The sequence below is a fragment of the Sedimenticola hydrogenitrophicus genome (assembly GCF_025175675.1).
GTDB classification, from domain to species: Bacteria; Pseudomonadota; Gammaproteobacteria; order Chromatiales; family Chromatiaceae; genus Sedimenticola; species Sedimenticola hydrogenitrophicus.
Genome location: NZ_JANIOA010000022.1, coordinates 18,035 through 43,164 on the forward strand (window position 1 = coordinate 18,035; position 25,130 = coordinate 43,164).

Below are 25,130 nucleotides of genomic sequence, written 5' to 3' on the forward strand. Positions count from 1 at the left end.
GTGTGGATTCTGGCGTGGCTTCAGGCACTGGTGCCGCCGACGGTGAGGTTGTCGATCTTCAGGGTGGGCTGGCCGACCCCGACGGGGACGCTCTGGCCGTCCTTGCCGCAGGTGCCGACCCCGGCATCCAGCTCCAGATCGTTACCGATCATGCTGACCCGGGTGAGGACCTCCGGGCCGCTGCCGATCAGGGTGGCGCCGCGCACCGGGCGGGTCACCTTGCCGTTCTCGATCAGGTAGGCCTCGCTGGCGGAGAAGACGAACTTGCCCGAGGTGATATCCACCTGGCCGCCACCGAAATTGACCGCGTACAGGCCCCGTTTGACCGAGGCGATGATCTCTCCCGGATCATGCTGGCCGGGTAGCATGTAGGTGTTGGTCATGCGCGGCATGGGCAGGTGGGCGTAGGACTCGCGCCGGCCGTTGCCGGTGGAGTGGCCGCCCATCAGGTGGGCGTTGTGCTTGTCCTGCATGTAGCCTTTGAGCCGGCCGTCCTCGATCAGCACGGTGCATTGCGAGGGGGTACCCTCGTCATCCATGTTGAGCGAGCCGCGGCGTCCCGGCAGGGTGCCGTCATCCACCACCGTGCAGCCGTCCGCGGCCACCTTCTCGCCGATCCGGCCGGAGAAGGCGGAGGTGCCCTTGCGGTTGAAGTCCCCCTCCAGGCCGTGGCCGATCGCCTCGTGCAGCAGGATGCCCGGCCAGCCCGAACCGAGGACCACGGTCATGCTGCCGGCCGGCGCGTCTTCCGCCTCCAGGTTGACCAGCGCCTGGCGTACCGCCTCCCGGGCGTAGCCCAGGGCGCGCTCCTCGTCGACAAAGAACTGGAAACTCTCGCGGGCGCCGCCGCCGCTGGAGCCCTGCTCCCGGCGGCCGTCGGCCTCGACAATGACATGCACATTGCAGCGCACCAGCGGCCTGACATCGCCGCACAGGGTGCCGTCACTGGCGGCCACCAGGACCACGTCGTGGGCCGCCACCAGGCTGGCGATCACCTGCTGTACCCGCGGGTCCTGGCGCCGTGCCTCGGCGTCCAGCTTGCGCAGCAGGCCGATCTTCTCCTCCTCGGTCATGCTCTCCAGCGGATTGAGCGGGGCGTAGAACTGCTGGGTGGGGGCGGTACGGCTGAGCCGGGTATTGCCCTGGCTGCCGGCGCGGGCGATCGCCCGGGCGGTGCGGCCGGCCTCGAGCAGGCTCGGCAGGGCAATCTCGTCGGTGTAGGCAAAGCCGGTCTTCTCGCCGCTGATGGCGCGGACGCCGACGCCCTGTTCGATGTTGTAGTTGCCGTCGCGGATGATGCCGTCCTCCAGTACCCAGGACTCCAGGCGGCTGGCCTGGAAATAGATATCGGCGGCGTCGATCTGTGAAGTGAGCAGTTGATCCATCACCCGATCGAGGTCACTGTCGCTCAGTGAGGCGGGTGCGAGGAGGGTGTTATGTGCGATTTCAATGGCGTTTGGCATGCTGATTATTTGCTGAATCCTGCGGGTTGCTGAGGCCGTGGCCTTGTTTGGCCGTTGGCACAATGACTGGAGATGATCCGATGAGGGGCATGCCCAGCCTGGCTGGCCGCGCCTCTCATCTCTTAGAGTAGACAGCGGCCATGGGCTAGAGTTTTCGGTGATTGATGGTCGGGAAGTTGCGCCGCAGCGAGGCCAGGTAGCCGAGATCGAGCCTGCAGCTGACCGAACCGGTACCGCGCGGCACCTGCGCCAGGATGTTGCCCCAGGGATCCACGATCATACTGTGACCGTGGGTTTCCCGGCCGTTGATGTGGAAACCGCCCTGTGCGGCCGCCACCACGTAGGAGAGATTTTCGATCGCCCGCGCCCGTACCAGCGTGTCCCAGTGGGCTTTGCCGGTGATGGCGGTAAAGGAGGAGGGCATGCAGGCGACCTCCATCCCCTTGTCCAGCAGCTTGCGGAACAGCTCGGGAAAGCGCAGGTCGTAGCAGACCGCGATGCCCAGCCTGCCGAACGGGGAGTCGAGTACCACGATCTGGTCGCCCGCCTCGATAGTCTCGGACTCGACGTAGCGCTCGTTGGCCTCGATCAGGTTGACATCGAACAAGTGGATCTTGTCATAGCGGCCGACCCGACGGCCCTGGTCGTCGTAGACGATACAGGCGGCGCGTACCCTGCTGTTGTCGTGGGCCTCCAGGGGGATGGTGCCACCCACCACCCAGATCTCGTGGCGCTTGGCCAGATGGCTGAGAAACTCCTGCAGCGGGCCGTCATGGTCGATCTCCCGCAAGGCGCAGAGGTCCCGGTCGCGCTTGCCCATGAAGGCGAAGTTTTCCGGCAGCACTACCAGTCCGGCGCCATTTTCCACCGCCTCGGTGACCAGCCGCTCCACCTCCAGCAGGTTGGCGCTGACATTGGGTCCGGTCGCCATCTGGATGGCGCAAACTCTGTTCTTCTCTCTGCTCATGTTGGACGGTACTTCCCCAATTGTTCTGTGACTGCGGCCGTTGATGCGGGCTGCCCGGAGCATAGCATCAACCCTGACCATGGACCAAGTAGGGGCAGGCCCCCGTGCCTGCCCGAGAGGCCCCTGTGCCTGCCCGGGAGGCCCCTGGCGCCTGCCCAAGCCGCACCGAATCCACCCGATAAGGCGGCGCGGCCCGATTGCACGCCATGACAGCCTTTTCCGAGCCCGGCCGCACGACGTTCACCCATTGCCCTGGCCGTTGCCCGGATTACCACTACCGTTATAGTCCACCTCACTGCTGCGGCGGCGTGGTATTTGGAATGCCGGGACCGGTCGGTGTTATTTTCCGCAGCAGGCGCGAGAAGAGTCCCGGGGGCGGGGTCTCTGCCGCCTCGGCCTGTTCCGATGGCGACTCGGTCGTTGTCACCGTGCCCGGTGAAGTCACCCTGGGCTCGGCTTCGGCGCGGCCCAGTTGGACGTCCGGCACCGGTTCCGGCTCTCCGGTCGACGTGTTCGGATCATCCCCTGGTGGACGCTGGTCGGTTTCCGGGTTGTCGCGGGTTTTCGGTGTCAGCACCGGGTCATCCCAGCTGCCGGTCGCCATGTACTCCAGCCGGGTGGCGCGGTCGATGGAGTCCCCCATCAGCTGCTGGGCGATGAACAGGGCCGCGCCGACCGCCGGTCCGCCGGCGATGGCGCCGGCCAGGGGGATGCTGGAGGAGATTTTCGGGGTGATGGTCACCAGGGCATCGAAATCCTCGTCACCCAGGCCGATGCGACCGGAAAGTTCGATGTCGGCCGACGGCCCTTTTATACGAAAGTCGTTGGTATAGGCATCACCGTTGTCCAGCAGGAAATTGCCCTCGATGCTGTCGAAGGTGAGTCCTTTTTTGAAAATATCGCTGAAATCGAGGGTCAGCCGGCGTTTTAGCGCCCCCAGGTTGAACAGGCCGAACAGCCGCCCCACGCCGGGATCGACCTTGAGAAAGCGCCCCTTGCCGATCTGCAAGCCCAGTTGGCCGTTGAGCCGCCGGGTACTGAAGTCGAGGGGAGTTCCCCGCCAGTCGAGCCGGCTGTCGAGCTCCACCGCTGCCCCGTCGATATTGGTTGAGAGCTGCAGCTCCTGGAGCACCGAGCCGAGATCGCGGCTGGAGAGGGAGAGATCGAGCCGGGAGCTGGACACCAGTGACGGGTCCGCCTGCCAGCTGCCGGAGGCGGAAAGCTGCAGGCGCTCTGAGTTGAGCGACAGGGTCTGCAGCGCCAGGCCGTTATCGCGGCGCTGGGTGATCAGCTGCAGCCTGCCGAACGGGTTGTCGTTGATGGTGACCCGGGAGATCTGTGCCTCGATGGCCGGAATCCGCTTGGGGTCGAGGCGCTCGCCCGGCTCCCGGTGGGTCAGCGCCTCACCCTCGAGCAGGCTGTTGTCGATATGCAGGTTCAGATGGTCGAGCGTCAGTTTGATGGGGGCTTCCAGTGGGCGCAGCGGCACCATGACCTCGCCGGCAAAGTGGCTGCTGCTGAAGCGGCCGTTCCAGTCCCCTGGGCGCTGTGTCAGGTCGAGCGAGAAATCCACCACCGTGGCCTGCTTGAACAAGAGTTGGTCGGCCGAGAGCAGGAGGCGTTGCGGTACCGTCGTCCTGGTGTCCGGCGCGCTGTCGCCCAGCAGCTCCAGCCAGGGGTCCAGTCGCAGCCGTTTCAGCCGGGCGGTGACGGTGGCTGACGGGGAGGGTTCGAGTGGCAGCAGAATACCGCCCTCGGCCCAGTCGCTGACGATGTCTCCCTCCCAGTGGGTCTCCCCCCGGTTCAGCGATACCCGCACCTGGTCGGTCTCCTGTCCGCCGATTTCCAGCCGCCCTATCTCCAGTGCCACGCGGTTCAGTGGCGGCAGCCGGGTGGCGGCCTGCGGCGTGCCGATGTGCTCAAGCCAGGGTTCCAGTTGCAGCCGATCCAGTCGCCCCGTCAGCTCCAGTCCCGGCGCTCGCGGCAGGGTCGCCCGGGCGCCGCCCAGCACAATGGCGCCACGCCGGAGCCGCAGCTGTTCGGGGCGGCTGCGATCGACCGCCAGCGCCATGTCGACCTGATCGCCGTAGCGGATGTGCAGTGGCTGTTCCGGCCCGCCGTTGAGCTGGGTCTCCAGCAGCAGGGGGCGTGCGGCCTCGGCCTTTTTACCCAGGGGTGCCGGCTGATCGATGCCGATACCGACCAGGTCCGAGCTGACGCGCACCGCTACCGGTGCGTCCGGTCCGGCGGCGAAATGGGGGATATCCAGGTCCAGCTGCCACTGGCTGCTGCCCGCGGCAAACGCGCCCAGATCGATCGCCGGGAGCTGCTGCTGCAGGGTGGCGACCGGGAGGTTGCCCGTGGCGGTGATGCGGGTGGTGTCCGGGTTGGCCTCCGGGGTCGAGACATCGATCCTGACCGGCCGCTCAAACACCCTGCCGGTGATGCCCTTGGCGAAGAGATGCTTCTGGTCGAACTGCAGGTCGCCGTGGATATCGCTCAGTGAGAGCTGCCACTCCTTCAGTTGCAGCGAGGTATCCAGGAAGCTGAGCCGGCCGCCCAGGGTGAATTCCCCGGCGTCGTCGATCGGCAGGCGGAAGGTGAGGCCCAGCCGGGTCTCGCCCTTGCCGTCCAGATCCTTGACCCGAGGAGCAAAATCGACCCGCAAGGGAGACTCGCGCAAAAGGCGCAGGTGGTCGTTGAAGGGTCCTTCCACGCTCCCGGTCAGCTCCAGGGGCGAGGTGTGGGCGAGTTGATCGATCCGGGCATGGGCGGCGGTGAGCCGGCTCTCCAGGATCTCGCCATCGCTGGCCCAGGCGTCAAAGCTGTTATTGAGGAAGCGCACGTCGGCATCCAGGTTGCTCAATGCCGGCCATTCCGGCCAGTAGTCGAGCTGCAGGTTCGCCACATTGAAGAACACCTCGAAGCGTCCGCTGCGGGTCTCCGTGAAGGGGAAGTCCGCCAGCGACCCCCGCACCAGCGCGCTCCCCTGGGTGACATGGCCGCTGCCGATGCTGCGGTCCACCCACTCGACCACGCGCTTCGGCATGATTCCGGTGGGCAGGTAGCGGTGGGTGGTGCGGGCATCGCCATCCCAGAAGTCGCTCTGCAGGTCCAGGAACAGCGGCCCCTGCTCCGTCCCGGGAATGGTGAGCTGCAGCCGGCTCAGGGTGTGGATGTCGTCATTCTCCGCCAGTAGCCGCGGGCTGGAGATGACCAGCTCGCCGTCCGGCCGGTGCTGCCATCTCAGGTCGCCCTGCAGGCGCCGCAACCGCAGCGGGTCCCGGAACAGCTCGGCAAAATCCACGGATATATCCGTCGCGTCCAGGGAGATTGTGCCCTGTCGGGCATTCATCCAGAAGCGCAGCGGCAGATTGCGCACCCCCGGCAGGCCTCTCCAGGGGTGGGAGGTGAATTGCGCTATCTCGCCACTGGCCGACCAGCGGTCGCCTTGCTCCTGTTGCCGGTAATCCAGGCGCAGATTGTTCAGGCTGCCGGACGCCTCCACCCGCTGCAGCATCTGCTCGATACCACTGTCGGGCAGGGGGAACAGGGTGCTGATGGCATGGATGTCTTCCAGCCGTAGCCGGCTGCTGCCGGCACGGATGTGCCAATCGCCCTGCGGGTCCTGTTCGGCGATGACGCCGACCCGCGACTTGGGCCACTCCCGGCCATTGCGTATGATCTGCAGATCCATCAGGTCCAGCTGCCACCCCGTCGGCTGGCGCTGCAGCCGGATCGTCCCGGCGGCATGGTCCAGTTGCAGCGTGTTGGCGGCCTGTAGCACTGACCCGGCCTGGCGGCTGATGGCGACCTGCTCCCACTGGGTGGTGCCCTCCAGGCTGATCAGCCCGTTTTGGTTCCACTCGCCCCACAGTTTGATCTCCGCCCGGCGGTTGCTGAAGCGGTACTTGTCCGCCACGCGGCGGTTGAGCAGAAAGGCCAGATCGATGCCGCTGCTCTGCATGTAGCTGCGGGCGCTCCAGGTATCGAGCTTGTCCAGCTGGCCGTGCAGGTCGATGGCCAGTTCTATCCTGCCCTGGTGTTCGCCCGGCAGGTTGATGCTGCCACTAAGCTGGTGCCGGGTGCCGCCATTGCGCAGATTCAGGTTGACGTCCGTGAGACGCAACGGCGAGGCCTGGACCGTCTGGTCCTCCCAGATCACCTCGCCTTTTTCCAGGCTGAGATGGGTCGGCAGGAGAAAGGCCGAGCTCCCGTCATCCGGGTTGAGTTCATTCAGTTGATCCAGGTTGCCGATGGTGATGGCGCCGTCTTGCAGGCGCGTGACCCGTAGCCGCGGCGAGATGAACGCCACCTTGCGGACCACCGGGCTCAACTGCCGCAGCGAGTCGAGCAGACCGATGGTGATGCGTACCTCCTTCAGATAGAGGGAGGGCCTTTGGCTGCGGGGGTTGAACAATTGCAGGTCATGGAGGACCAGCTCAGGTCCCAGCCCCCGCCACGAACCCTGCAGTCGGCCCACCGCGACCGGCTGTCCCATCAGGTCGCTGGCCCACTTCTCCACCTCGGCCCGATACTGGGTTGCCAGCGGGGCCAGCAGCCGGCCGAAGATGATCAGCAGGGCGCTCAGGACGATCAGCAGGATCAGCAACCGTCGGGTGGTCCTGAGAGAAAAGTGATACAGACGCTTCATGGCCCAGAACCTAGATCAACACCACATCATAGTGTTCCTGGCTATACAGCGACTCCGCCTGCAGCCGTATGTTCTTGCCGATAAAACTGCTCAGTTCCGCCAGGGTGGCGGACTCCTCGTCCAGCAGCCGGTCGACCACCTCCTGCGACGCCAGCACCAGCAGCGACTCCACGTCGAACTGACGTGCCTCGCGCAGGATCTCGCGGAAGATTTCGTAACAGGTGGTCTCTGCCGTCTTCAGCGAGCCGCGGCCGCCGCAGCAGGGGCAGGGTTCGCACAGAATGTGTTCCAGCGACTCGCGGGTGCGTTTGCGCGTCATCTCCACCAGCCCCAGGCTGGAGACCTCGGTGATATGGGTCTTGGCATGGTCCCGCGCCAGACTCTTTTCCAGCGCCCGCAACACCTGACGCTTGTGTTCCTCCTCGATCATGTCGATGAAGTCGATGATGATGATGCCGCCGAGGTTGCGCAGGCGCAGCTGGCGGCAGATCGCCTGGGCCGCCTCCATGTTGGTCTTGAAGATGGTCTCTTCCTGGTTGCGGTGGCCGACAAAGGCGCCGGTGTTGACGTCGATGGTGGTCATCGCCTCGGTCTGATCGATAATCAGGTAACCGCCGGACTTGAGCACCACCTTCTGCTCCAGCGCCTTCTGGATCTCGTCCTCGACCCCGTACAGATCAAAAATCGGGCGCTCCCCTGGGTAGTATTCGATCTTGACCAGGCTGTCGGGGATCAGCTTGTCGGCGAACTGGGTCAGCCTTTGCCAGCTCTCCCGTGAATCGATGCGCAGGCGTTCCACATCCGCCGTGATCAGATCCCTCAGGGAGCGCAGGTACAGGGGCAGGTCTTCGTGGATCATCTGCGGTGCGGGCGAGGTCTGCAGCCGGTCCTGGATGGCGTGCCAGAGCCGGGTAAGGAAGCGGATATCCGATTTCAGGGTCTCCTCATCCACCCCGTCGGCAGCGGTGCGGATGATGAAATTGCCGCTGAGCGAGGAGTCGCCGAAGAAGCCGGTGACGATCTCGCGCAGGCGGTTGCGCTCATCCTCATCCTCGATCTTCTGGGATACCCCGAGGTTGCTCAGTGCCGGCATGAACACCAGATAGCGCGAGGGGATGGAGATGTGGGTGGTCAGCCGGGCGCCCTTGGTGCCGAGGGGGTCTTTGACCACCTGCACGATCACCTCGGCGCCTTCCCGTACCAACGCATTGATGCTGCTGTCGCTGTTGACGGTATCGCCGTTAGTGATGTCCGACGCATGCAGGAAGGCGGCCCGTTCCAGGCCGATATCGACAAAGGCCGCCTGCATGCCGGGCAGCACCCGGCACACCTTCCCCTTGTAGATATTGCCGACCAGTCCCCGGCGCTGGGTGCGTTCAATAATGATCTCCTGCACCACGCCGTTTTCGATTACGGCGACCCGGGTTTCGGGCGGTGTGACATTGACCAGTATCTCTTCACTCATGGATGTTCTCTGAAATGGCGGCGAGAGGGGAAATTCCCGCCTGCTGAAGCAGTTCGCCCGTTTCGAACAGCGGCAGTCCCATCACGCCGGAGAAACTCCCTTCCAGGCGCGAGATGAACAGTGCCCCGAGGCCCTGAATGGCATAGCCGCCCGCCTTGTCGGCGGGTTCGCCGCTCTCCCAGTAGGCGGCGGCCTCCGGCATACGGATGGGGCGAAAACGGACATTGCTGACGCTCAGGCGGGTCGCTTCCCGCTGACCGACGAGGGCGACTCCGGTAAGTACCTTGTGGGTGGTGTCGGAGAGCAGCTTCAGCATCGCGATGGCATCATCCCGGTCCCGGGGCTTACCCAGAATCCGTTGCCCAATCACGACCGCGGTATCGGCCCCGAGCACGGGTAGCGGGGGCTGCCGCGAAATGGCCTGGCGGCCGCTTCGGGCCTTCTCCAGCGCTATGCGAATAACGTATTCGGCTGGCGCCTCGCCCGTCAGCGGGGTCTCATCGACGGTGACGCCGACTACAGTGTGATGGACCCCGATCTGTATCAGGAGTTCAGCCCGGCGCGGCGAATGGGAGGCAAGATAGATCAGCGGCTGCATGGTTAGCCTGTGTTTCTGCTTCTGGATAAAACCGGTTGTTATGCCAACAGCACGTCGTTAATTATTATCGAGTCCCGGATCGGCCGGGCAGTACTGCCAAGCATGCTCCGTAGCCTCTGCCATTAACCCTACACCAGTGTAAAAACGAAAGACAGAAAAAGAATGTCCTATGGATCGCCGGGTTGCGAAGGGGATCGCGGTTCAGGCGCGGTGATACGGGTGGTTGCGCAACAGGCTCCAGGCGCGATAGAGCTGTTCGGCCACCACCACCCGCACCAGGGGGTGGGGCAGGGTCAGCGGCGACAGGGACCAGCGCCCGTCCGCCTGCCGCAGACAGGCCTCGGCCAAGCCTTCCGGACCACCCACCAGCAGGGCGATGTCCGGCCCGGCCCCCATCCACTCGCCGAGCTGGGCGGAGAGTTGCTCGGTGCTCCAGGCCTTTCCCCCGACGTCCAGGGCGACGACACGGCAGCCCTTGGGGATCGCCTTCAGCATCCGCTCCCCCTCCTCGCGGACGGTGCGCTTCACATCGGCGCTTTTGCCGCGATGGCCGGGGGCGATCTCGATCAGGTTCAGGGCGCACTCCGACGGCAGGCGCTTGGCGTACTCCCGGTACCCCTCCTGGACCCAGCGGGGCATCTTGTTGCCGACAGAGATGAGGTGAATGATCATGATGATGGGGGCGGCTACCGGGGCGGCTACAGGTCTGGTGGACGCATTGTATCAGGGAAAGTTGTAGCGTAGGTTCACTCTGGACACCCGGCATGGTACGGGCTGAATCGACCCCTTCCCCTTAATCCCCCAGCCCGTTGACGCCGAATAGGATCGCCAGGAACCAGAGGATACGGCGTGGCTGGATGGTGAACCAGCCGGCCACCGGGAGCATGCCCAGCAGGAAAAAACCGGTGGTGTAGCAGGCGCGCGGGAGCAGTAGCAGTAGCAGCAGCCAGACGGCCAGCCAGAAGATGAACAGCAGGCTGAGTAAACGGATCGGTTTGGAGCGGTTTTCCGGGCTCGACATGTCGGCATTCCATGCAAATTGTGTCGGGTCCGGGGGCTGGGGACCTGCTGAAATTTTTGAGTCTTGCGGAGATGGTTAGTTCCTATGGGTCTCCGTCTATCAAGGAACCCGGTTCATTATAGAGAACGGGAATCGGTTTGGGTAGTCTGTTTTTCCCGTTGCTGCTCCAGGGCGCCGCCGTGAGCCATGCGGCTAATCCGGCCGGGGGAATGGCGGCTTCATCCAGGACACGCTGTCTGCCGGTGAGCTTGCGGATTACGGCGTTTCCGGTAAGGCTTGATGTGGGTGGCCGGGTCCAGGCCGGCCGTCAGTGGGGGGCCGCTTTCTGCGCGCTGTCGGCCGGAATGTCCAGATCCCACAGCCGCTCCAACTGGTAGAAATCCCGGACCTTGGTCTGCATGACGTGGACCACGATGCCGTTGAGGTCCACCAGTACCCATTCGCCCTCTTTCAGCCCCTCCACACCCAGCAGGGTTTCGCCGGCTTCCTTGGCCTGGAAGGCGACAGTTTCCGCAAGGGAGGTGACGTGTCGGTTGGAGGTGCCGCTGGCGATGATCATGAGATCGGTGATGGTGGTCTTGCCCCTGACATCGAGCACTTTGACATCGAGTGCCTTCATGTCGTCGAGAATTTTCATTATGAGGTCGCGAAGTTCGTCTGTCTGCATATCTCTCTACGCTGTGGTTGAATTTGAATACTGCTAAGGCAATTTTATATTAAAACGGCCGAGGCCACCGAAATTCACCCGGATGGGTAGAGTCGGCGCCGTCGGATCAGCTCGAGAACCGCGTCCGGCAGCAGGTAACGGGGTGATTGGCCGTGCCGCAGTAGCTCCCGGATCCGGGTCGCCGAGATCTCCAGCTGGGTGACCGGCAGCGCCAGGACCAGCCCGGCCGCCTGCCGTTTCAACGCCTCCGGGTCGTGAGTGAGCTGTTCGTGGTAGCGCGCGGGTTCAGGCTCCCCGGGCCGCTGCATCACCACCAGATGGGCCAGCCCGAGGATCGCCTCAGGTCGGTGCCAGGTGTGGAAACCGTTAAAGGCGTCGCTGCCCAGCAGCAGGCAGAAGGTCTCCTCCGGCAGCTCCCTCCGGAGCGATTGCAGGGTTTCCAGGGTGTAGGACTTGCCGCTGCGCTCCAGCTCGCGGGTGTCGATGTGGAACAGGGGGTTGTCATCCACGGCGGCATGCAGCAGGGCCAGCCGCTGCGCTGCCGAGAGGGTCGGCTGGGTACGGTGCGGCGGGTCGCGCAACGGAATCAGGCGGATCTGCTCCAGCCCCAGGTGCTGCTGCACGTCCAGTGCGGTACGTAGGTGGCCGTAATGGATGGGGTCGAAGGTACCGCCGAGTATCCCTATCACCGAGGGTCCGTCCGTCAGCCGCGGATGTGGCCATCGCCGAGGACGATGTATTTGACCGAGGTGAGCCCTTCCAGACCCACCGGGCCGCGGGCATGGAACTTGTCGGTGGAGATGCCGATCTCCGCGCCCAGGCCGTACTCGAAGCCATCGGCAAAGCGGGTGGAGGCGTTGACCATGACCGAGCTGGAGTCCACCTCGGTGAGGAAGCGGCGTGCCCGGGTATAGTTCTCGGTGACGATGGACTCGGTGTGCCCGGAGCTGTGGCGGTTGATATGTTCGATCGCCTCGTCCAGCCCCCGCACCACCCGGATCGACAGGATCGGCCCCAGGTACTCGGTGTCCCAGTCGGCCTCGCTGGCCTCCTGGCACTCCTCCAGAATCTCCCGGCAGAGGGCGCAGCCGCGCAGCTCCACTCCGTGTTCGGCATAGGCGGCCGCCAGCATCGGCAGAATATCCTCGGCGATGGCCTCGGCCACCAGCAGGGTCTCCATGGTGTTGCAGGTGCCGTAGCGCTGGGTCTTGGCGTTGACGGCAATGTCGAAGGCCTTGCCGTTGTCGGCCTGATCGTCGATGTAGACGTGGCAGATGCCATCCAGGTGCTTGATTACCGGCACCCGGGCGTCGTTGGCGATGCGCTCGATCAGCCCCTTGCCGCCGCGCGGAATGATCACGTCGATCGCCTCGGGCATGGTGATCATGGCGCCGACTGCCGCCCGGTCGGTGGTGGCGACCACCTGCACGGCGTCGCCCGGCAGACCGGCCCGCTCCAGTCCGCGCTGGATGCTGGCGGCGAGCGCCTGGTTGGAGTGGAACGCCTCGGATCCGCCGCGTAACACCGTGGCATTGCCTGATTTCAGGCACAGGGCGGCGGCATCGGCGGTGACGTTGGGCCGCGACTCGTAGATGATGCCGACCACGCCGAGGGGCACCCGCATGCGGCCCACCTGGATACCGCTGGGGCGGTAGTTCATGTCGAAAATCTCACCGATCGGGTCGGACAGGGCGATGATCTGCGCAATCCCCTCCAGCATGCTGTCGATACGCGCCGGGGTCAGCTCCAGACGATCCAGCAGGGCGCTGTCCAGCCCCTTGGCCGCCCCCGCCGCCAGGTCCTTGCGATTCTCCCGCATCAGGGCGTCACGGTGGGCCTGGATGTCCTCCGCGATCGCCTGCAGGGCGGCGTTCTTGCTCGCGGTGGAGGCGGCGGCCAGGCGTCGCGAGGCGGCCCGGGCACGGCGGCCGAGGTCGGCCATGTAGGCGGTAACGTCGAGGATTTCGCTGGACATGCTGGTCACGATAGTCGCTGATTGCTGGAAATGGGTGCAGTCTAGCAAATTGTACCGCGGTTGGGCATGGGGATTGGCCGGCTGCGCATTTTCGGGGACCGCATCGGGCGTGGTTCGTACCTTACCGGCACCCCGCAATCCGCCGGGGAATAACCACGGATGGACACGGATACACACGGAGTTTGGATAGGAGCGGCCCAACAGACTGTTCGCCATTCGGGGGGCGTATAGGTGCCCGGCGGGGTTAACCCATCTGTGTCCATTCGTGTGGATCCGTGGTTTGGATAGGGGCGGTCACGCTGTGGCCGCATTGCCTCGGCACCACCCATAGGGCGGGCCGTGCCCGCCGATGGCGCCCATGGGGCACTCCATTGCTGAGGAAGAACCACGGATGGACACGGATACGCACGGATTTTGGATAGGGGGAGCTGCCCAACAGGCGGTTGGCCGTGCGGGGGCATATAGGTGCGCGGCTGGGGGGAAACCCATCTGTGTCCATCCGTGTGGATCAGTGGTTCGGATAGGGGCGGTCGCGCTCCACCCATAGGGCCGTGCCCGCCGACGGCGCCCGTGGAGTGCGCTATGACCGGTTTTCGGGGTGGGCCGCGGGCCGATCCGGCAGCGGGGCGCCGGCCATGCCGCTGCAGATGCGTTGCAGTAGCAGCCAGGGGTCCTGCCGCTCCTGGCCCTTGATGGCGCGGTCGGTGAGACAGCAGAGCTGCAACAGTTGCCGCCACTGGTGGAGGTTGAGACGCTGCAGCCCCTGGCTGACCAGCGGTTTGCGCTTGTCCCACACCTCCCGGGCGCCGGCCACCGCCTGTTGCGCCGAACGGCCCTGGGCCACCAGCCGGGCCAGGGAGCAGAGGGTGCGAATCTCCCGTGCCAGCGCCCACAGCACCACCGGGGCGGCGGTCCCTTCGGCCTTCAGGCCGTTGAGCATGCGCAGGGTGCGGCCCACCTGGCCCTCCAGTGCGGCGTCCACCAGACCGTAGACATCGTAGCGGGCGCTGTCCGCCACTGACTCCTGCAGGTGCTCGAGGGTGATCACCCCACTGCCGTGCAGCAGTTTCAGCTTGTCGATCTCCTGGGCGGCCGCCAGCAGGTTGCCCTCGATACGTTCGGCCAGCATGGCTACCACCTGTGGGCCGGGGGTGAGGCTCGCCTGGCGCAGGCGCTGTTCAATCCAGGGCTGCAGACGGTTCCCCTCTATCGGCCAGATCTGCACGAACACGCCCCGGGCTTCCAGTGCCTTGAGCCACTTGCTGCTGATCTGACCCTTGTCCAGCTTGGGCAGGGTGATCAACAGCAGGGTGTCCTCGGGGGGGCGTTCGGCGTATTCGCTGAGCGCCTTGCCACCGTCGCGGCCCGGCTTGCCGGAGGGGATGCGCAGGTCGATGATCCGCTTTTCCGCAAACAGCGACAGGCTGTTGGCCTCGGCGGTCAGCTCGTTCCAGTCAAACCGGGCGCCGGCCTCCAGTACATCCCGGCCGCTGTACCCTTGGGCGCGGGCGAGGGTGCGAATGGCATCGGCGGCCTCATTCATCTGCAGCGGTTCATCCCCGCTGATCAGGTAGATGGGGGCAATCCCCTGTCGTTGGACGTGGGTTGCCAGTTCGTGGGGGCGGACGCGCATATCGGGCCGGCTTGGTCGCTTACAGCTGGGCCTGCAGCCGGCGCATGATCTGCGAGGCCAGGTCGCGCTGCAGATCCTTGCGCAGGGTGCCCTCTTCCTGCTGCTTGCCGAGCACCTGGGTTTCGCTGTTCAGGTAGGTGGTGATGGCGCTCACCGTCTGGCTCTCGACCAGGGCGCTGCCGTCCGCGGCGATCAGGGCAAACCGCGCCCCTTCATGCAACTCGTACTCCGCCACGTTGCCGTCGCCGTCCACCGACAGGACGCGCCGGTCGCTGGCGCGGCTGTCAATTAGCAGGGTGCTGCCGGTGCCTTGCGGCTTCGCTGCCACCGGGATATCGCTGAAGGTAAATATCTGGGCCAGTTCCCGGCGCAGTTCGTCATACTCGCCCAGTCCCTGGATATAGACCGGACCGATGGTGCTCGGCAGCGTGACGCTGCCCCGCAGCTGGAATCCGCAACCCTGCAACAGGGAAGCCGTCAGTAGCACCAGCGCCAGGCTGAAAATCTTCTTGCCGATCATGTAGTTCTCCCGGTTCCGCGGACGTCGGCCGCTTCCTCACGCTTAATTGGCGACAATGTTGACCAGTTTGTTGGGCACCACGATGACTTTGCGGATCCGCGCATCGCCGATGAATTTGCAGGCGTTGGGGTCTGCCAGGGCCTGCTGTTCGATGCTGCCCCGGTCGGCGTCGGTGGGCACCTCGATCTTGGCCCGTACCTTGCCGTTCACCTGCACCACGTACTGGATGCTCTCCTGCACCAGGGCCGCCTCGTCGGCGCGCGGCCAGGGCGAATCGAGAATCTCCTCGCCAAAGCCCAGTTCGCGCCACAGGTGATGGGTGACGTGGGGGGCGATCGGGCCGAGCAGACGCAGCACGATGCTGATGCCTTCGCGCAACAGGGCGCTGTCGGCCGGGCTGTCGCCCAGCTTGTACAGCGTGTTAGTGATCTTCATGGCGGCCGAGACCACGGTGTTGAACTGTTGCCGGTCATAGTCGAAGCAGGCCTGTTTCAGGGCCGCGTGGATCTCGCGTCGCGCCGTCTTCTGGTCGTCGCCCAGCCGGTCCAGGTCGTCGCCGGCCGCGGCCAGCCGCGCCTGCTGATTGTAGGCCAGCGTCCAGAGGCGGCGCAGGAAGCGGTTGGCCCCCTCGACACCCTCGTCGGACCACTCCAGGGACTGGTCCGGCGGTGAGGTGAACATGGTGTAGAGACGCACTGTGTCGGCGCCGAAGCGGTCGACCAGGGACTGCGGATCGACGCCGTTGTTCTTCGATTTCGACATCTTCTCGATGCCGCCGATTATGACTGGTTGGTTGTCGGCCGCCAGTTTGGCGTTGATCACCCGACCCTTGTCATTCTGCTCGGTGACCACTTCCGCGGGATTGAACCAGCTCTTGCCGCCGTCGCTGTCGTCCCGGTAGTAGGTCTCGGCCACCACCATGCCCTGGGTCAGCAGCTTGGTGAAGGGCTCGCTGTTGTCGATCAGGCCGACATCGCGCATCAGCTTGTTGTAGAAGCGGGCATAGAGCAGGTGCAGGATGGCATGCTCGATACCACCGATGTAGTGATCCACCGGCAGCCAGTAGCGTGCGCGCTCATCCAGCATGCGGTCGTCGGCATCCGGACAGGTGTAGCGGGCGTAGTACCAGGAGGACTCCATGAAGGTATCGAAGGTGTCGGTCTCGCGCTCGGCCGCGCCGCCACAGTCGGGGCAGGTGGTCTGATACCACTCCGGCATCTTCTTGATCGGCGAGCCGCCGGTGGCGTCGAACTCGATATCCTCCGGCAATACCACCGGCAGCTGCTCCCGGGGTACCGGCACGATGCCGCATTGCGGGCAGTGCACCATCGGAATCGGCGCGCCCCAGTAGCGCTGGCGCGACACGCCCCAGTCGCGCAGCCGGTACTGCACCTGTTTCTCGCCCAGCTCCCTGGCGTTGAGGTCGGCGGCGATGGCGTCCACCGCGTCACTGTAGGCCAGCCCATCATACTTGCCCGAGTTGACGCAGACGCCCCGCGCCTTGTCGGCGTACCACTCCTGCCAGGCGTCGCTGGAGAAGGTCTCGCCCTCAACCTGGATCACCTGACGGATCTCCAGGCCATAGGTCTGGGCAAAGTGGAAGTCGCGCTCGTCATGGGCCGGTACCGCCATCACCGCGCCCTCGCCATAGCCCCACAGCACGTAGTTGCCGACCCACACCGGGATCGGTTCGCCGGTGAGGGGATGGGTCACCGAGATACCGGTCGGCACGCCCTTCTTCTCCATGGTGGCGAGATCGGCCTCCGCCACGCCGCCCTGGCGGCACTCCTCGATGAAGGCGGCCAGTTCGGGGTTGTTGCGTGCGGCATGCCGGGCCAGCGGGTGCTCCGCCGCCACGGCGCAGAAGGTGATGCCCATGATGGTGTCGACACGGGTGGTGTAGACCCACAGCAGTTCGTCCTGGCCCTCCAGGGTATAGGGGAAGGCGAAGCGCACGCCGTAGCTCTTGCCGATCCAGTTGCGCTGCATGGTGCGCACCTGTTCCGGCCAATCCTCCATGCGCTCCAGCTCCTCCAGCAGCTCGTCCGCGTAAGCGGTGATCTTGACAAACCACTGCGGGATCTCGCGCCGTTCCACCAGGGCGCCGGAACGCCAGCCGCGACCGTCGATCACCTGCTCGTTGGCCAGCACCGTCTGGTCCACCGGGTCCCAGTTGACCACCGAATTCTTGCGGTAGACCAGCCCCTTCTTGTACAACTCGGTGAACAGCCACTGTTCCCACTTGTAGTATTCCGGTTTGCAGGTGGCCAGTTCCCTGTCCCAGTCGTAACCGAAGCCCAGCTGCTGCAGCTGGTTCTTCATGTAGTCGATATTGGCGTAGGTCCACTTGGCCGGGGCCATCCTGTTCTTGATCGCGGCGCCCTCGGCGGGCAGCCCGAAGGCGTCCCAGCCCATCGGCTGCAGCACGTTCTTCCCCAGCATGCGCTGGTAGCGGGTGATCACATCCCCGATGGTGTAGTTGCGCACGTGCCCCATGTGCAGCTTGCCGCTGGGATAGGGGAACATGGAGAGGCAGTAGTACTTCTCCTTCGCGGGGTCTTCGGTGACCTGGAAGCTGCGGTTCTCGGTCCAGTATTGCTGGGCTTCCGCCTCGATGGATGCCGGGGTGTAAGTCTCTTTCATTGTCAGGGTGGGGTTGCCGGTTGATGCCATGGATTAAACGAGCAAGGATACCCTACGGCAGGGTAGACATGAAGGCATATTGTCGACTCGGGTGGCAGGAAGTGGCGCTTTCTCCTGGCTTGACCCGGAATATGAGCGATAGCGGGGGCAAAACCGCCCGGGCATCTTGTGTTCTGGCGAACTTGGTGTACAAAGTAAGGAAGGGCTCGCGCAAGAATAAGTTCCGGTATTCGGTCGCCACTGGACCCCGCCAGCGGCGTTACGCTTTTTGCCAAGGGAACAGCCATTGCCTGCAAAGAGTGCCTTGCCGGCGTGGTCCAGTGACGCCCTCGGTACTACGGAATTATTCTTGCGCGAACCCTAAGCGAGGGTATTTGATCCAGTTTGGCAAACAGAGGTTAGGGATCGGTTATGACCAATAATAAAGACCAGAAAGATCCGGTTGAGCGCATGGTGGACGCCTACGAGCGCATGCTGGAGTACGTGGATGACATGATCGGCAAGGCGGAGAAGAATACCCTGCCGACGCTGAAGAAGAGCCTCGACGCGGCCCGCGAGAAGGCGGTGGAGCTGAATGAGCTGACCCGGGAGGAGGCGGAGAAGATCGCCGCCTATGTGGAGCGTGACATGAAGGATGCCGCCCATTACCTGGTGGAGACCGGGGACGAGTTCCGGCAGTGGTTCCGTTTCGATGTGAAGCTGATCGAGGGACGCGTCATGGAGATGTTTGCCTCGGTTGCCGATCGCACCCGACTGGAGCTGGAGCGCTTTGCCAGTCAGGCCCGTGAAGCGGCCGTTTATCGGACCGGCGAGATCACCGGCCCGGGCACCCTGGTGTGTGACCAGTGCGGCAAGGAGCTCCATTTTCACAAGGCGGGGCATATCCCGCCCTGTTCCCAGTGTCGCGGCACCACCTACCGGCGCGGAACGGAGAGTAGCTGAGGGCCTACAGGCTGGTGGCTCTAGCCTGTATGAAGCCGCTCCACAATATCGGAGTCAAACCACTCCAGGCGCTTTCTACATTGAGGGGTCGGAGTCAAACCGCCCCAGGCTCTTTGCCAAAGTTACCCCGCTACCAGCGGTTTGACTCCGACCCCGGGTGAGAACACCACACCCGGGTGAGAGCATGGTCGCCGTGGCACGGCTCCATCCGAGGATAAAAAAACCCGCCGGCAAGGGGCGGGGTTTTTGATGCGCGCGGGAGGCCGATTATTTGATCTTGGCTTCCTTGTACATCACATGCTTGCGGATTTTCGGATCGAACTTCTTGATCTCCATCTTGCCCGGCATGTTGCGTTTGTTCTTGGTGGTGGTGTAGAAATGGCCGGTACCGGCACTGGATACGAGTCTGATTTTATCACGCATGACTGTTCTCCTTAGACCTTCTCGCCGCGGGCGCGCAGGTCAGTCAGAACTGCGTCGATACCCTTCTTGTCAATAATGCGCATGCCGCTTGCGGAGACGCGCAGGCGAACCCAGCGGTTCTCGCTCTCCACCCAGAAGCGGTGCTGGTGCAGATTGGGCAAGAAACGACGACGAGTCTTGTTGTGGGCGTGGGAAACATTGTTCCCTGTCACAGGACGCTTGCCCGTAACCTGACACACTCTGGACATGGTTAAATCCTCGAAAAACCTGGTTTTTGCGACCCCGAATTTCAGGGTGCTGTGAAATCTGTTACACCCCCGATGGGGTGAAGAGGCGGATTTATAGCAAAAAGATTTTTTGCTGACAAGTTTTTCTTTACAGGCGTTTTTGCCTGCCGTCCGGGGCAATCTTTCCTGCGACACTGATATCAGCATAAAAATCAATGCGTTGCAATGCGCTCGTCAGATTTCACCCTGCTCGGCCAGGGAGGTGATTTCACCGCTGCCGATGATGAAGTGATCCAGCAGCCGGATATCCACCAGCTCCAGTGCCGCCTTCAGCCGGCGGGTGATCGCCCGGTCGGCCTGACTCGGCTCCGCTACCCCGGAAGGGTGGTTATGCGCCAGGATCAGGGCTGCCGCATTGTGGCTCAGGGAGCGGCGGACCACTTCGCGGGGATGCACGCTGGCGCCGTCGATGGTGCCCCGGAACAGCTCCTCGTATTCAATTACCCGGTGGCGGTTGTCCAAAAACAGGCAGGCAAACACCTCGTAGGGATAGCCGGCGAGGCGGGCGCGCAGATAATCGCGGGTCTGTTGCGGGCTGGTCAGCACGTCCGAACGGTGGAGCTGTTCCCGCAGGTGGCGCCGACCCATCTCCAGTACTGCCTGCAATTGGGCGTATTTGGCACTGCCCAGGCCCTGACTGCTGCAGAAGCCGGCACGGTCGGCGGCGAGCAGATTGCCCAGCCCCTTATGCCGGTCGAGCAGTTCACGCGCCAGATCCACCGCGCTCTTGCCGCGCACCCCGGTGCGCAGGAAGATCGCCAGTAGCTCGGCGTCGGAGAGGGCGTCCGGCCCCCGTTGCAACAGTTTCTCCCGGGGTCGTTCATCCGCCGGCCAGTCGGTTATCGCCACGCACACCTCCTTGTCGTGTCAGGCAATAAAATCATATCAGCAATACGCGGGCACGTCATCTAAACACGCAAATGCGTGTGGGAGAGTTTGGCTGCTTGATTGACGGGTGTCCGCGGCCATGGATGGCCGCGGCAAGCCCCCAGGGGTGAGCTGCGCAGCAGTGAACGCCTACCCAGGGATGGGTGGGCCGGGCTTTCATGCGAAGCAGGACGCGTAGCATGAAAGGGTTTACGGCGTCCCGGCAAGCAAGCAGAGCCTCGACCCGCTCAAAGTTAGATGACATCGTCCTGATCAGCAATACGATGCGGGTTCCAGATGGCCGTCCATTCAGTTAATCTTGGCGCATCGACCTGGTTGAGACAGATGACCCCTTATGAATGAACTGGCAGGAAAACGACTGTTACTGGGGATTACCGGTGGCATAGCGGCCTACAAGTCGGTTGAGCTGGTGCGCCTGTTGCGCAAATCCGCCGCCGAGGTGCAGGTGGTGCTGACCGGGGCCGCCAGCCAGTTCGTCACCCCCATGACCTTGCAGGCGGTCTCCGGCCGTCCGGTCCGTCAGGACCTGTTCGACCCGGCACACGAGGCGGCCATGGGGCATATCGAGCTGGCGCGCTGGGCCGATCTGGTGCTGGTGGCACCGGCCAGCGCCGGTTTCATGGCCAGATTGGCCAACGGCTTTGCCGATAACCTGCTCGCCACGCTCTGCCTGGCCACCACCGCGCCGATCATCCTGGCGCCGGCGATGAATCAGCAGATGTGGGCCAACCCCGCCACCCGGCACAATGTCGCGCTGCTGGCGCAGCGGGGCGTCGAGTTGTGGGGGCCGGCCTCGGGTGATCAGGCGTGCGGTGAAATCGGCCCCGGGCGAATGCTGGAACCGGAGGCGCTGCTGGAACAGCTGCAGGGCCGTTACGCTCCGGGTCCCCTGTCGGGGGTGCGGGTGCTGTTGACCGCCGGCCCGACCCGCGAGCCGCTGGATCCGGTCCGATTTATCGGCAATCGCAGCTCGGGTAAGATGGGCTTCGCCCTGGCGACCGCCTTCGCCGGCGCCGGCGCCGCGGTAGAGCTGGTTGCCGGTCCCGTATCGCTCGACACGCCGCCCGGGGTGGAGCGCATCGACGTGGAGACCGCCGGTGAAATGGAGCAGGCGGTGATGTCCCGGGTGGCCGGTTGCGACATCTTCGTTGGCTGCGCCGCCGTGGCGGATTACCGTCCCGATGCGGTGGCCGCACAGAAGATCAAGAAGAACAATGACCGGATGGAGCTCCGGCTGGTGCGCAATCCCGATATTCTGGCCGGCGTGGCGGCACGGACCGACGCACCCTTCACGGTCGGCTTTGCCGCCGAGACCCAGGCCGCCGAGGAGTATGCCGAGAAGAAACGCATCGCCAAGCGCATCGACATGATCGCGGCCAATCTGGTGGGTGCCCGGGAGGGGGGGTTCGAGCGGGACGAAAATGCCCTCACCCTGCTGTGGGAGGGCGGTCGCGAAGCGTTGCCCATGATGGACAAGCGGCGGCTGGCGGAACAGCTGGTCTCCGTGGTGACCGAACACTACCTGGCCGCCCGCCATCCGGCGTCGTGACCGGGGCGCTATATTTGCGGCTATCTGACAAAGCCAACCAGTAACAGAGACTATGAAAACAGACATTCAGCTTAAAATCCTCGATCATCGCCTGGGTGACGCCTTTCCACTGCCGGCCTATGCCACCGAGGGGTCGGCCGGTATGGATCTGCGCGCCATGCTGGAGCAGCCACTGCGGATCGCGCCGGGCGAGACCCATCTGATCCCCACGGGCATGGCCATCCATGTCGAGGATCCCCGGCTGGCGGCGGTGATCCTGCCGCGTTCGGGTCTGGGCCATAAACACGGCATTGTGCTGGGCAATCTGGTGGGGCTGATCGACTCCGACTATCAGGGGCAGCTGTTTGTCTCCTGCTGGAACCGTGGCAATGAAAGTTTTTTGATCGAGGTGGGCGAGCGCATCGCCCAGCTGGTAATCATTCCGGTGGTCAGGGCCGCCTTCGAGATTGTCGAGGAGTTCCGGGAGTCGGATCGGGGCAGCGGCGGATTTGGCCATTCCGGGAGGCATTGAGGGCTCACGCAAGAATTGTTCCGTAGCACCGAGGGCGTTCCTGGGTCCCGCCGGCAAGGCACGCGTTGCAGGCAATGGCTGTTCCCTTGGCAACAAGCGAACCAATCCGCCGGGAGCGGATTTGGACGGCCGCAGGCCGGCCCGAAGGGTGGACTCCGGGGATGGAGTCCACAGCGCCGCCAGCGGAGCCCGGGGGCGATGGAATACAGGAGCTTATTCTTGCGCGGGCCCTAGGGACGGGTGGCCGCGCCGGTAGGGCAGGCTGCAGTGGGAGAGTTCAGGGATGTGGGTATGCTAAAACGAAAAAAAGATAATCCGCAAGGGGATGACGTGAACGGCAAGGCCGCCGTGGTGGCGGGTGTCGGCAGTGCCAGTCGCTATTTCTATGTCGCGCTGTTGCTGTCGCTGGCAATTATTTGCGCGGCGGCCGCAGCCAGCGTTTTTCTACAGGGGCAACAGGAGCAGAGGCTCGGCCTGATCCAGCTGCAACGGATCGGCGTGGAGATTGCCGGACGGGTCGCGGAACGAGTGGAGGGGCGGCGCGCCCTGCTGCTTGCGCTGGCCAGCGATGCCGATCTCAGGGCACCGTTGCTGAGCGAGGATCTGCCCGGGCTGCGTCGGCAGGAGCGCCGGCTGTTGCCGCTGCTGCCGGCTGCCCTGCGGGTGCGCCTGTTGCCGAAAGGCTGGGACACGCTGGAGCCGGACGCCAACCCGCCCTTCAGTTACGCCTCGCTGGATGTACTGCGCAGTGTGGAACGCAACGGCAAGCCCTCGCCGGCCGAGGTGCATCTGTTTGGTACGGGGCAACAGCACGTGGCGATGGCGGTTCCGGTCTTTTCGGCGGATGGGGCGGAGGTTCTTGGTGTGCTGCACGTGGCTTACCCCTCCGCGGCGTTGACCCGGACCCTCGCGGGTCTGTCCGATGTGATTGGCCGGGTTGAGCTGCAGCAGGTGGTCAAGGATACCCCGGTGGTGATCACCGCCGTGGGTCCGCCGGCGGAGCAGATGGCGGGAACGGAAGAGATCCCGGGAACTATCTGGCGGATTGGCTATGCTACCCCGGCCCTAGCTTTCGGGAGTGATACGCAACTGTTCCAGTTGGGCATACTGCTGATCGCCGCGGTGCTGATCGCCATCGTACTCTGGCTCCAGTCGCGCCACTTCAAGCAGGCGCTGCGCCATGACCTGGAATCGATGTTTGCCCTGGTCGAGGCCCTTAAGAGCGGCTCGCCGGGGCGGGTCAGTCCGCCCCGGCTGGAGGAGTTCGGGCATGTGTTCGGCCTGATCAGGCAGGTTTGGCACCAGGCGGTAAGAAAACCGGCGGCGACCGGAGTGGGGTCGGCCGAGGCGTCGGACGAACTCCGCATGCCCGAGCTGGAGGTGTTGGACGCGACGCCGGATGAGCCGGCTTCCGCCTATGCCGGGGGGCTGGATTCGCTACCGGAGGAGATTTTCCGTGCCTACGATATCCGCGGCGTGGTGGGCGATACCCTGACCGAGCAAATCGTCTATGAGCTGGGCCGTGCGATCGGCAGCGAGGCCCATGAACAGGGGGAGCAGACGGTCATCGTGGCCCGCGACGGACGGCACTCCGGGTCTGCATTCAACCGCGCACTGTGTGACGGACTGGTAGCCAGTGGACGGGATGTGCTGGATATCGGCATGGTACCGACACCCGTGCTCTATTTCGCCACCCATTTTCTCGGCAGCAAGTCCGGGGTGATGATCACCGGCAGTCACAACCCCGCGGACTATAACGGTCTGAAGATCGTTATCAATGGCGCGGCGTTGTCCGGTGAGGCGATCACCGGGCTGAAGCGGCGCATCCAGCAACAGGATTATCTGCAGGGGCAAGGTTCACTGCACACCCAGGACCTGCTGCCCGATTATATTGAGCGGATACTGGGCGATGTGCAGTTGAGTCGTCCGCTCAGGCTGGTTGTGGATTGCGGCAACGGGGTTGCCGGCGTGGTGGCGCCGGCCCTGTTTCAGGCGCTCGGCTGTGATGTGGCGGCGCTCTATTGTAATGTGGATGGCGACTTCCCCAATCACCATCCGGATCCCGGCAAGCCGGAAAACCTGGTCGATCTGATCCGCGCCGTGCGCGAGCACAAGGCCGATCTGGGCGTGGCCTTCGATGGTGACGGCGACCGCCTGGGGGTGGTTGACGGCAATGGTAAAATCATCTGGCCGGATCGCCTGCTGATGCTGCTGGCGCGGGATGTGCTGAGCCGCCAGCCCGGGGCTGACGTGATTTACGATGTGAAGTCGAGCCGCCATCTGGCGGATGAGATCCTCTCCTGTGGCGGCCGCCCCATCATGTGGAAGACGGGACATTCGCTGATCAAGGCGAAGATGCGCGAGACCGGCGCCCTGCTGGCGGGGGAGATGAGCGGGCATATCTTTATCCAGGATCGCTGGTACGGATTTGACGATGGGTTATACTCCTGCGCCAGATTGCTGGAACTGCTCTCCATCGAGCCGCTATCGGCGATCGAGGTGTTCGACAGCCTGCCCGAGAGCGTCTCGACTCCGGAGCTGAACCTGGCATTTGCGCGGGAAGGGGAGAATTTCGCGCTGATGGAGAAACTGTCCGGCCAGGCCGATTTCGCGGATGCCAAGGTGGTGCAGATCGATGGCTTGCGGGTCGAGTTCGAGGATGGCTGGGGATTGGTTCGGCCCTCCAATACCACCCCGTCGCTGGTGTTTCGTTTCGAGGCGGACAACGAGGCAGCGCTGATGCGGATTCAGCAGCAGTTCCAGCAGTGGCTGTTGCGCGTCGAACCCGGATTGAAACTCCCTTTTTAGCGGCAGGAGGCCGGTGAGCTTGCGAACCGCATCGTTCGCGGGTCGTTGGGTTGATGCGCCGGTTGTTGATGGTCGGCGCTGTTGATCGACCTGTTTGTGATTTGATTGTGAGACGG

The 25,130-nt window shown here is 64.1% G+C and carries 20 protein-coding genes; 4 read left to right on the plus strand and 16 right to left on the minus strand.

What is annotated here, in order from left to right; genetic code table 11:
- Positions 1 to 20 precede the first annotated feature (20 nt).
- The 13 genes from tldD to leuS form a co-directional block, all read right to left on the minus strand.
- Positions 21 to 1,463, minus strand: coding sequence for a metalloprotease TldD (gene tldD, locus NPX02_RS12845; protein ID WP_260294040.1), 1,443 nt, complete (start codon positions 1,461 to 1,463; stop codon positions 21 to 23).
- A 145-nt stretch (positions 1,464 to 1,608) separates the two neighbouring features.
- Positions 1,609 to 2,430 (minus strand): carbon-nitrogen hydrolase family protein, encoded by an 822-nt coding sequence (locus tag NPX02_RS12850; RefSeq protein ID WP_260294041.1) that lies wholly within the window; start codon positions 2,428 to 2,430, stop codon positions 1,609 to 1,611.
- A gap of 292 nt (positions 2,431 to 2,722) precedes the next feature.
- On the minus strand, positions 2,723 to 7,084 hold the full coding sequence (locus tag NPX02_RS12855; RefSeq protein ID WP_260294042.1) for a YhdP family protein: 4,362 nt from the start codon (positions 7,082 to 7,084) through the stop codon (positions 2,723 to 2,725).
- Between the two features lie 10 nt (positions 7,085 to 7,094).
- Positions 7,095 to 8,549 (minus strand): ribonuclease G, encoded by a 1,455-nt coding sequence (gene rng, locus NPX02_RS12860; RefSeq protein WP_260294043.1) that lies wholly within the window; start codon positions 8,547 to 8,549, stop codon positions 7,095 to 7,097.
- Complete coding sequence (locus NPX02_RS12865; RefSeq protein ID WP_260294044.1) at positions 8,542 to 9,147, minus strand: Maf family protein; 606 nt, start codon at positions 9,145 to 9,147, stop codon at positions 8,542 to 8,544. The genes rng and NPX02_RS12865 overlap by 8 nt, the downstream gene beginning before the upstream one ends.
- A gap of 201 nt (positions 9,148 to 9,348) precedes the next feature.
- Entirely contained in the window at positions 9,349 to 9,819 is a 471-nt protein-coding gene (gene rlmH, locus NPX02_RS12870; protein WP_260294047.1) for a 23S rRNA (pseudouridine(1915)-N(3))-methyltransferase RlmH, read from the minus strand.
- A 121-nt stretch (positions 9,820 to 9,940) separates the two neighbouring features.
- Positions 9,941 to 10,168, minus strand: coding sequence for a hypothetical protein (locus NPX02_RS12875; RefSeq protein WP_260294049.1), 228 nt, complete (start codon positions 10,166 to 10,168; stop codon positions 9,941 to 9,943).
- A 307-nt stretch (positions 10,169 to 10,475) separates the two neighbouring features.
- The gene (gene rsfS, locus NPX02_RS12880; RefSeq protein ID WP_260294050.1) at positions 10,476 to 10,835 is read right to left on the minus strand and encodes a ribosome silencing factor; all 360 of its coding nucleotides are present in this window, start codon (positions 10,833 to 10,835) and stop codon (positions 10,476 to 10,478) included.
- 74 nt (positions 10,836 to 10,909) lie between these two features.
- On the minus strand, positions 10,910 to 11,524 hold the full coding sequence (nadD, locus tag NPX02_RS12885; protein ID WP_260294051.1) for a nicotinate-nucleotide adenylyltransferase: 615 nt from the start codon (positions 11,522 to 11,524) through the stop codon (positions 10,910 to 10,912).
- A gap of 14 nt (positions 11,525 to 11,538) precedes the next feature.
- Positions 11,539 to 12,810, minus strand: coding sequence for a glutamate-5-semialdehyde dehydrogenase (locus NPX02_RS12890; protein ID WP_260294053.1), 1,272 nt, complete (start codon positions 12,808 to 12,810; stop codon positions 11,539 to 11,541).
- A 580-nt stretch (positions 12,811 to 13,390) separates the two neighbouring features.
- Entirely contained in the window at positions 13,391 to 14,443 is a 1,053-nt protein-coding gene (holA, locus tag NPX02_RS12895) for a DNA polymerase III subunit delta (RefSeq protein ID WP_260294056.1), read from the minus strand.
- Positions 14,444 to 14,462: 19 nt separating this feature from the next.
- Positions 14,463 to 14,963 carry an LPS-assembly lipoprotein LptE gene (locus tag NPX02_RS12900; RefSeq protein WP_260294059.1) on the minus strand — a complete coding sequence of 167 codons (501 nt, stop codon included), beginning with the start codon at positions 14,961 to 14,963 and terminating at the stop codon, positions 14,463 to 14,465.
- Positions 14,964 to 15,005: 42 nt separating this feature from the next.
- A complete protein-coding gene (leuS, locus tag NPX02_RS12905; RefSeq protein WP_260294062.1) occupies positions 15,006 to 17,606 on the minus strand; it encodes a leucine--tRNA ligase in 2,601 nt (866 codons plus the stop codon).
- Positions 17,607 to 18,017: 411 nt separating this feature from the next.
- Between leuS and NPX02_RS12910 the strand changes: the two genes are divergently transcribed.
- A complete protein-coding gene (locus NPX02_RS12910) occupies positions 18,018 to 18,548 on the plus strand; it encodes a zinc ribbon-containing protein (protein WP_260294067.1) in 531 nt (176 codons plus the stop codon).
- 267 nt (positions 18,549 to 18,815) lie between these two features.
- Here the strand turns inward: NPX02_RS12910 and rpmG are convergent, their stop codons facing one another.
- The 3 genes from rpmG to radC all read right to left on the minus strand — a co-directional run bounded on the left by rpmG (position 18,816) and on the right by radC (position 20,107).
- A complete protein-coding gene (rpmG, locus tag NPX02_RS12915; RefSeq protein ID WP_029133651.1) occupies positions 18,816 to 18,971 on the minus strand; it encodes a 50S ribosomal protein L33 in 156 nt (51 codons plus the stop codon).
- Between the two features lie 11 nt (positions 18,972 to 18,982).
- Positions 18,983 to 19,219, minus strand: coding sequence for a 50S ribosomal protein L28 (gene rpmB / locus NPX02_RS12920; RefSeq protein ID WP_260294133.1), 237 nt, complete (start codon positions 19,217 to 19,219; stop codon positions 18,983 to 18,985).
- Positions 19,220 to 19,432: 213 nt separating this feature from the next.
- Entirely contained in the window at positions 19,433 to 20,107 is a 675-nt protein-coding gene (gene radC, locus NPX02_RS12925; RefSeq protein WP_260294073.1) for a RadC family protein, read from the minus strand.
- Between the two features lie 373 nt (positions 20,108 to 20,480).
- On the opposite strand from radC, the gene coaBC reads away from it, so the two are divergent.
- The 3 genes from coaBC to NPX02_RS21385 all read left to right on the plus strand — a co-directional run bounded on the left by coaBC (position 20,481) and on the right by NPX02_RS21385 (position 25,014).
- Positions 20,481 to 21,695 (plus strand): bifunctional phosphopantothenoylcysteine decarboxylase/phosphopantothenate--cysteine ligase CoaBC, encoded by a 1,215-nt coding sequence (gene coaBC / locus NPX02_RS12930; protein ID WP_260294074.1) that lies wholly within the window; start codon positions 20,481 to 20,483, stop codon positions 21,693 to 21,695.
- A 52-nt stretch (positions 21,696 to 21,747) separates the two neighbouring features.
- Positions 21,748 to 22,206, plus strand: a complete 459-nt coding sequence (gene dut, locus NPX02_RS12935; protein WP_260294075.1) for a dUTP diphosphatase — start codon at positions 21,748 to 21,750, stop codon at positions 22,204 to 22,206.
- Positions 22,207 to 22,497: 291 nt separating this feature from the next.
- Positions 22,498 to 25,014 (plus strand): phosphomannomutase/phosphoglucomutase, encoded by a 2,517-nt coding sequence (locus tag NPX02_RS21385; RefSeq protein WP_305792868.1) that lies wholly within the window; start codon positions 22,498 to 22,500, stop codon positions 25,012 to 25,014.
- Positions 25,015 to 25,130: the final 116 nt, after the last annotated feature.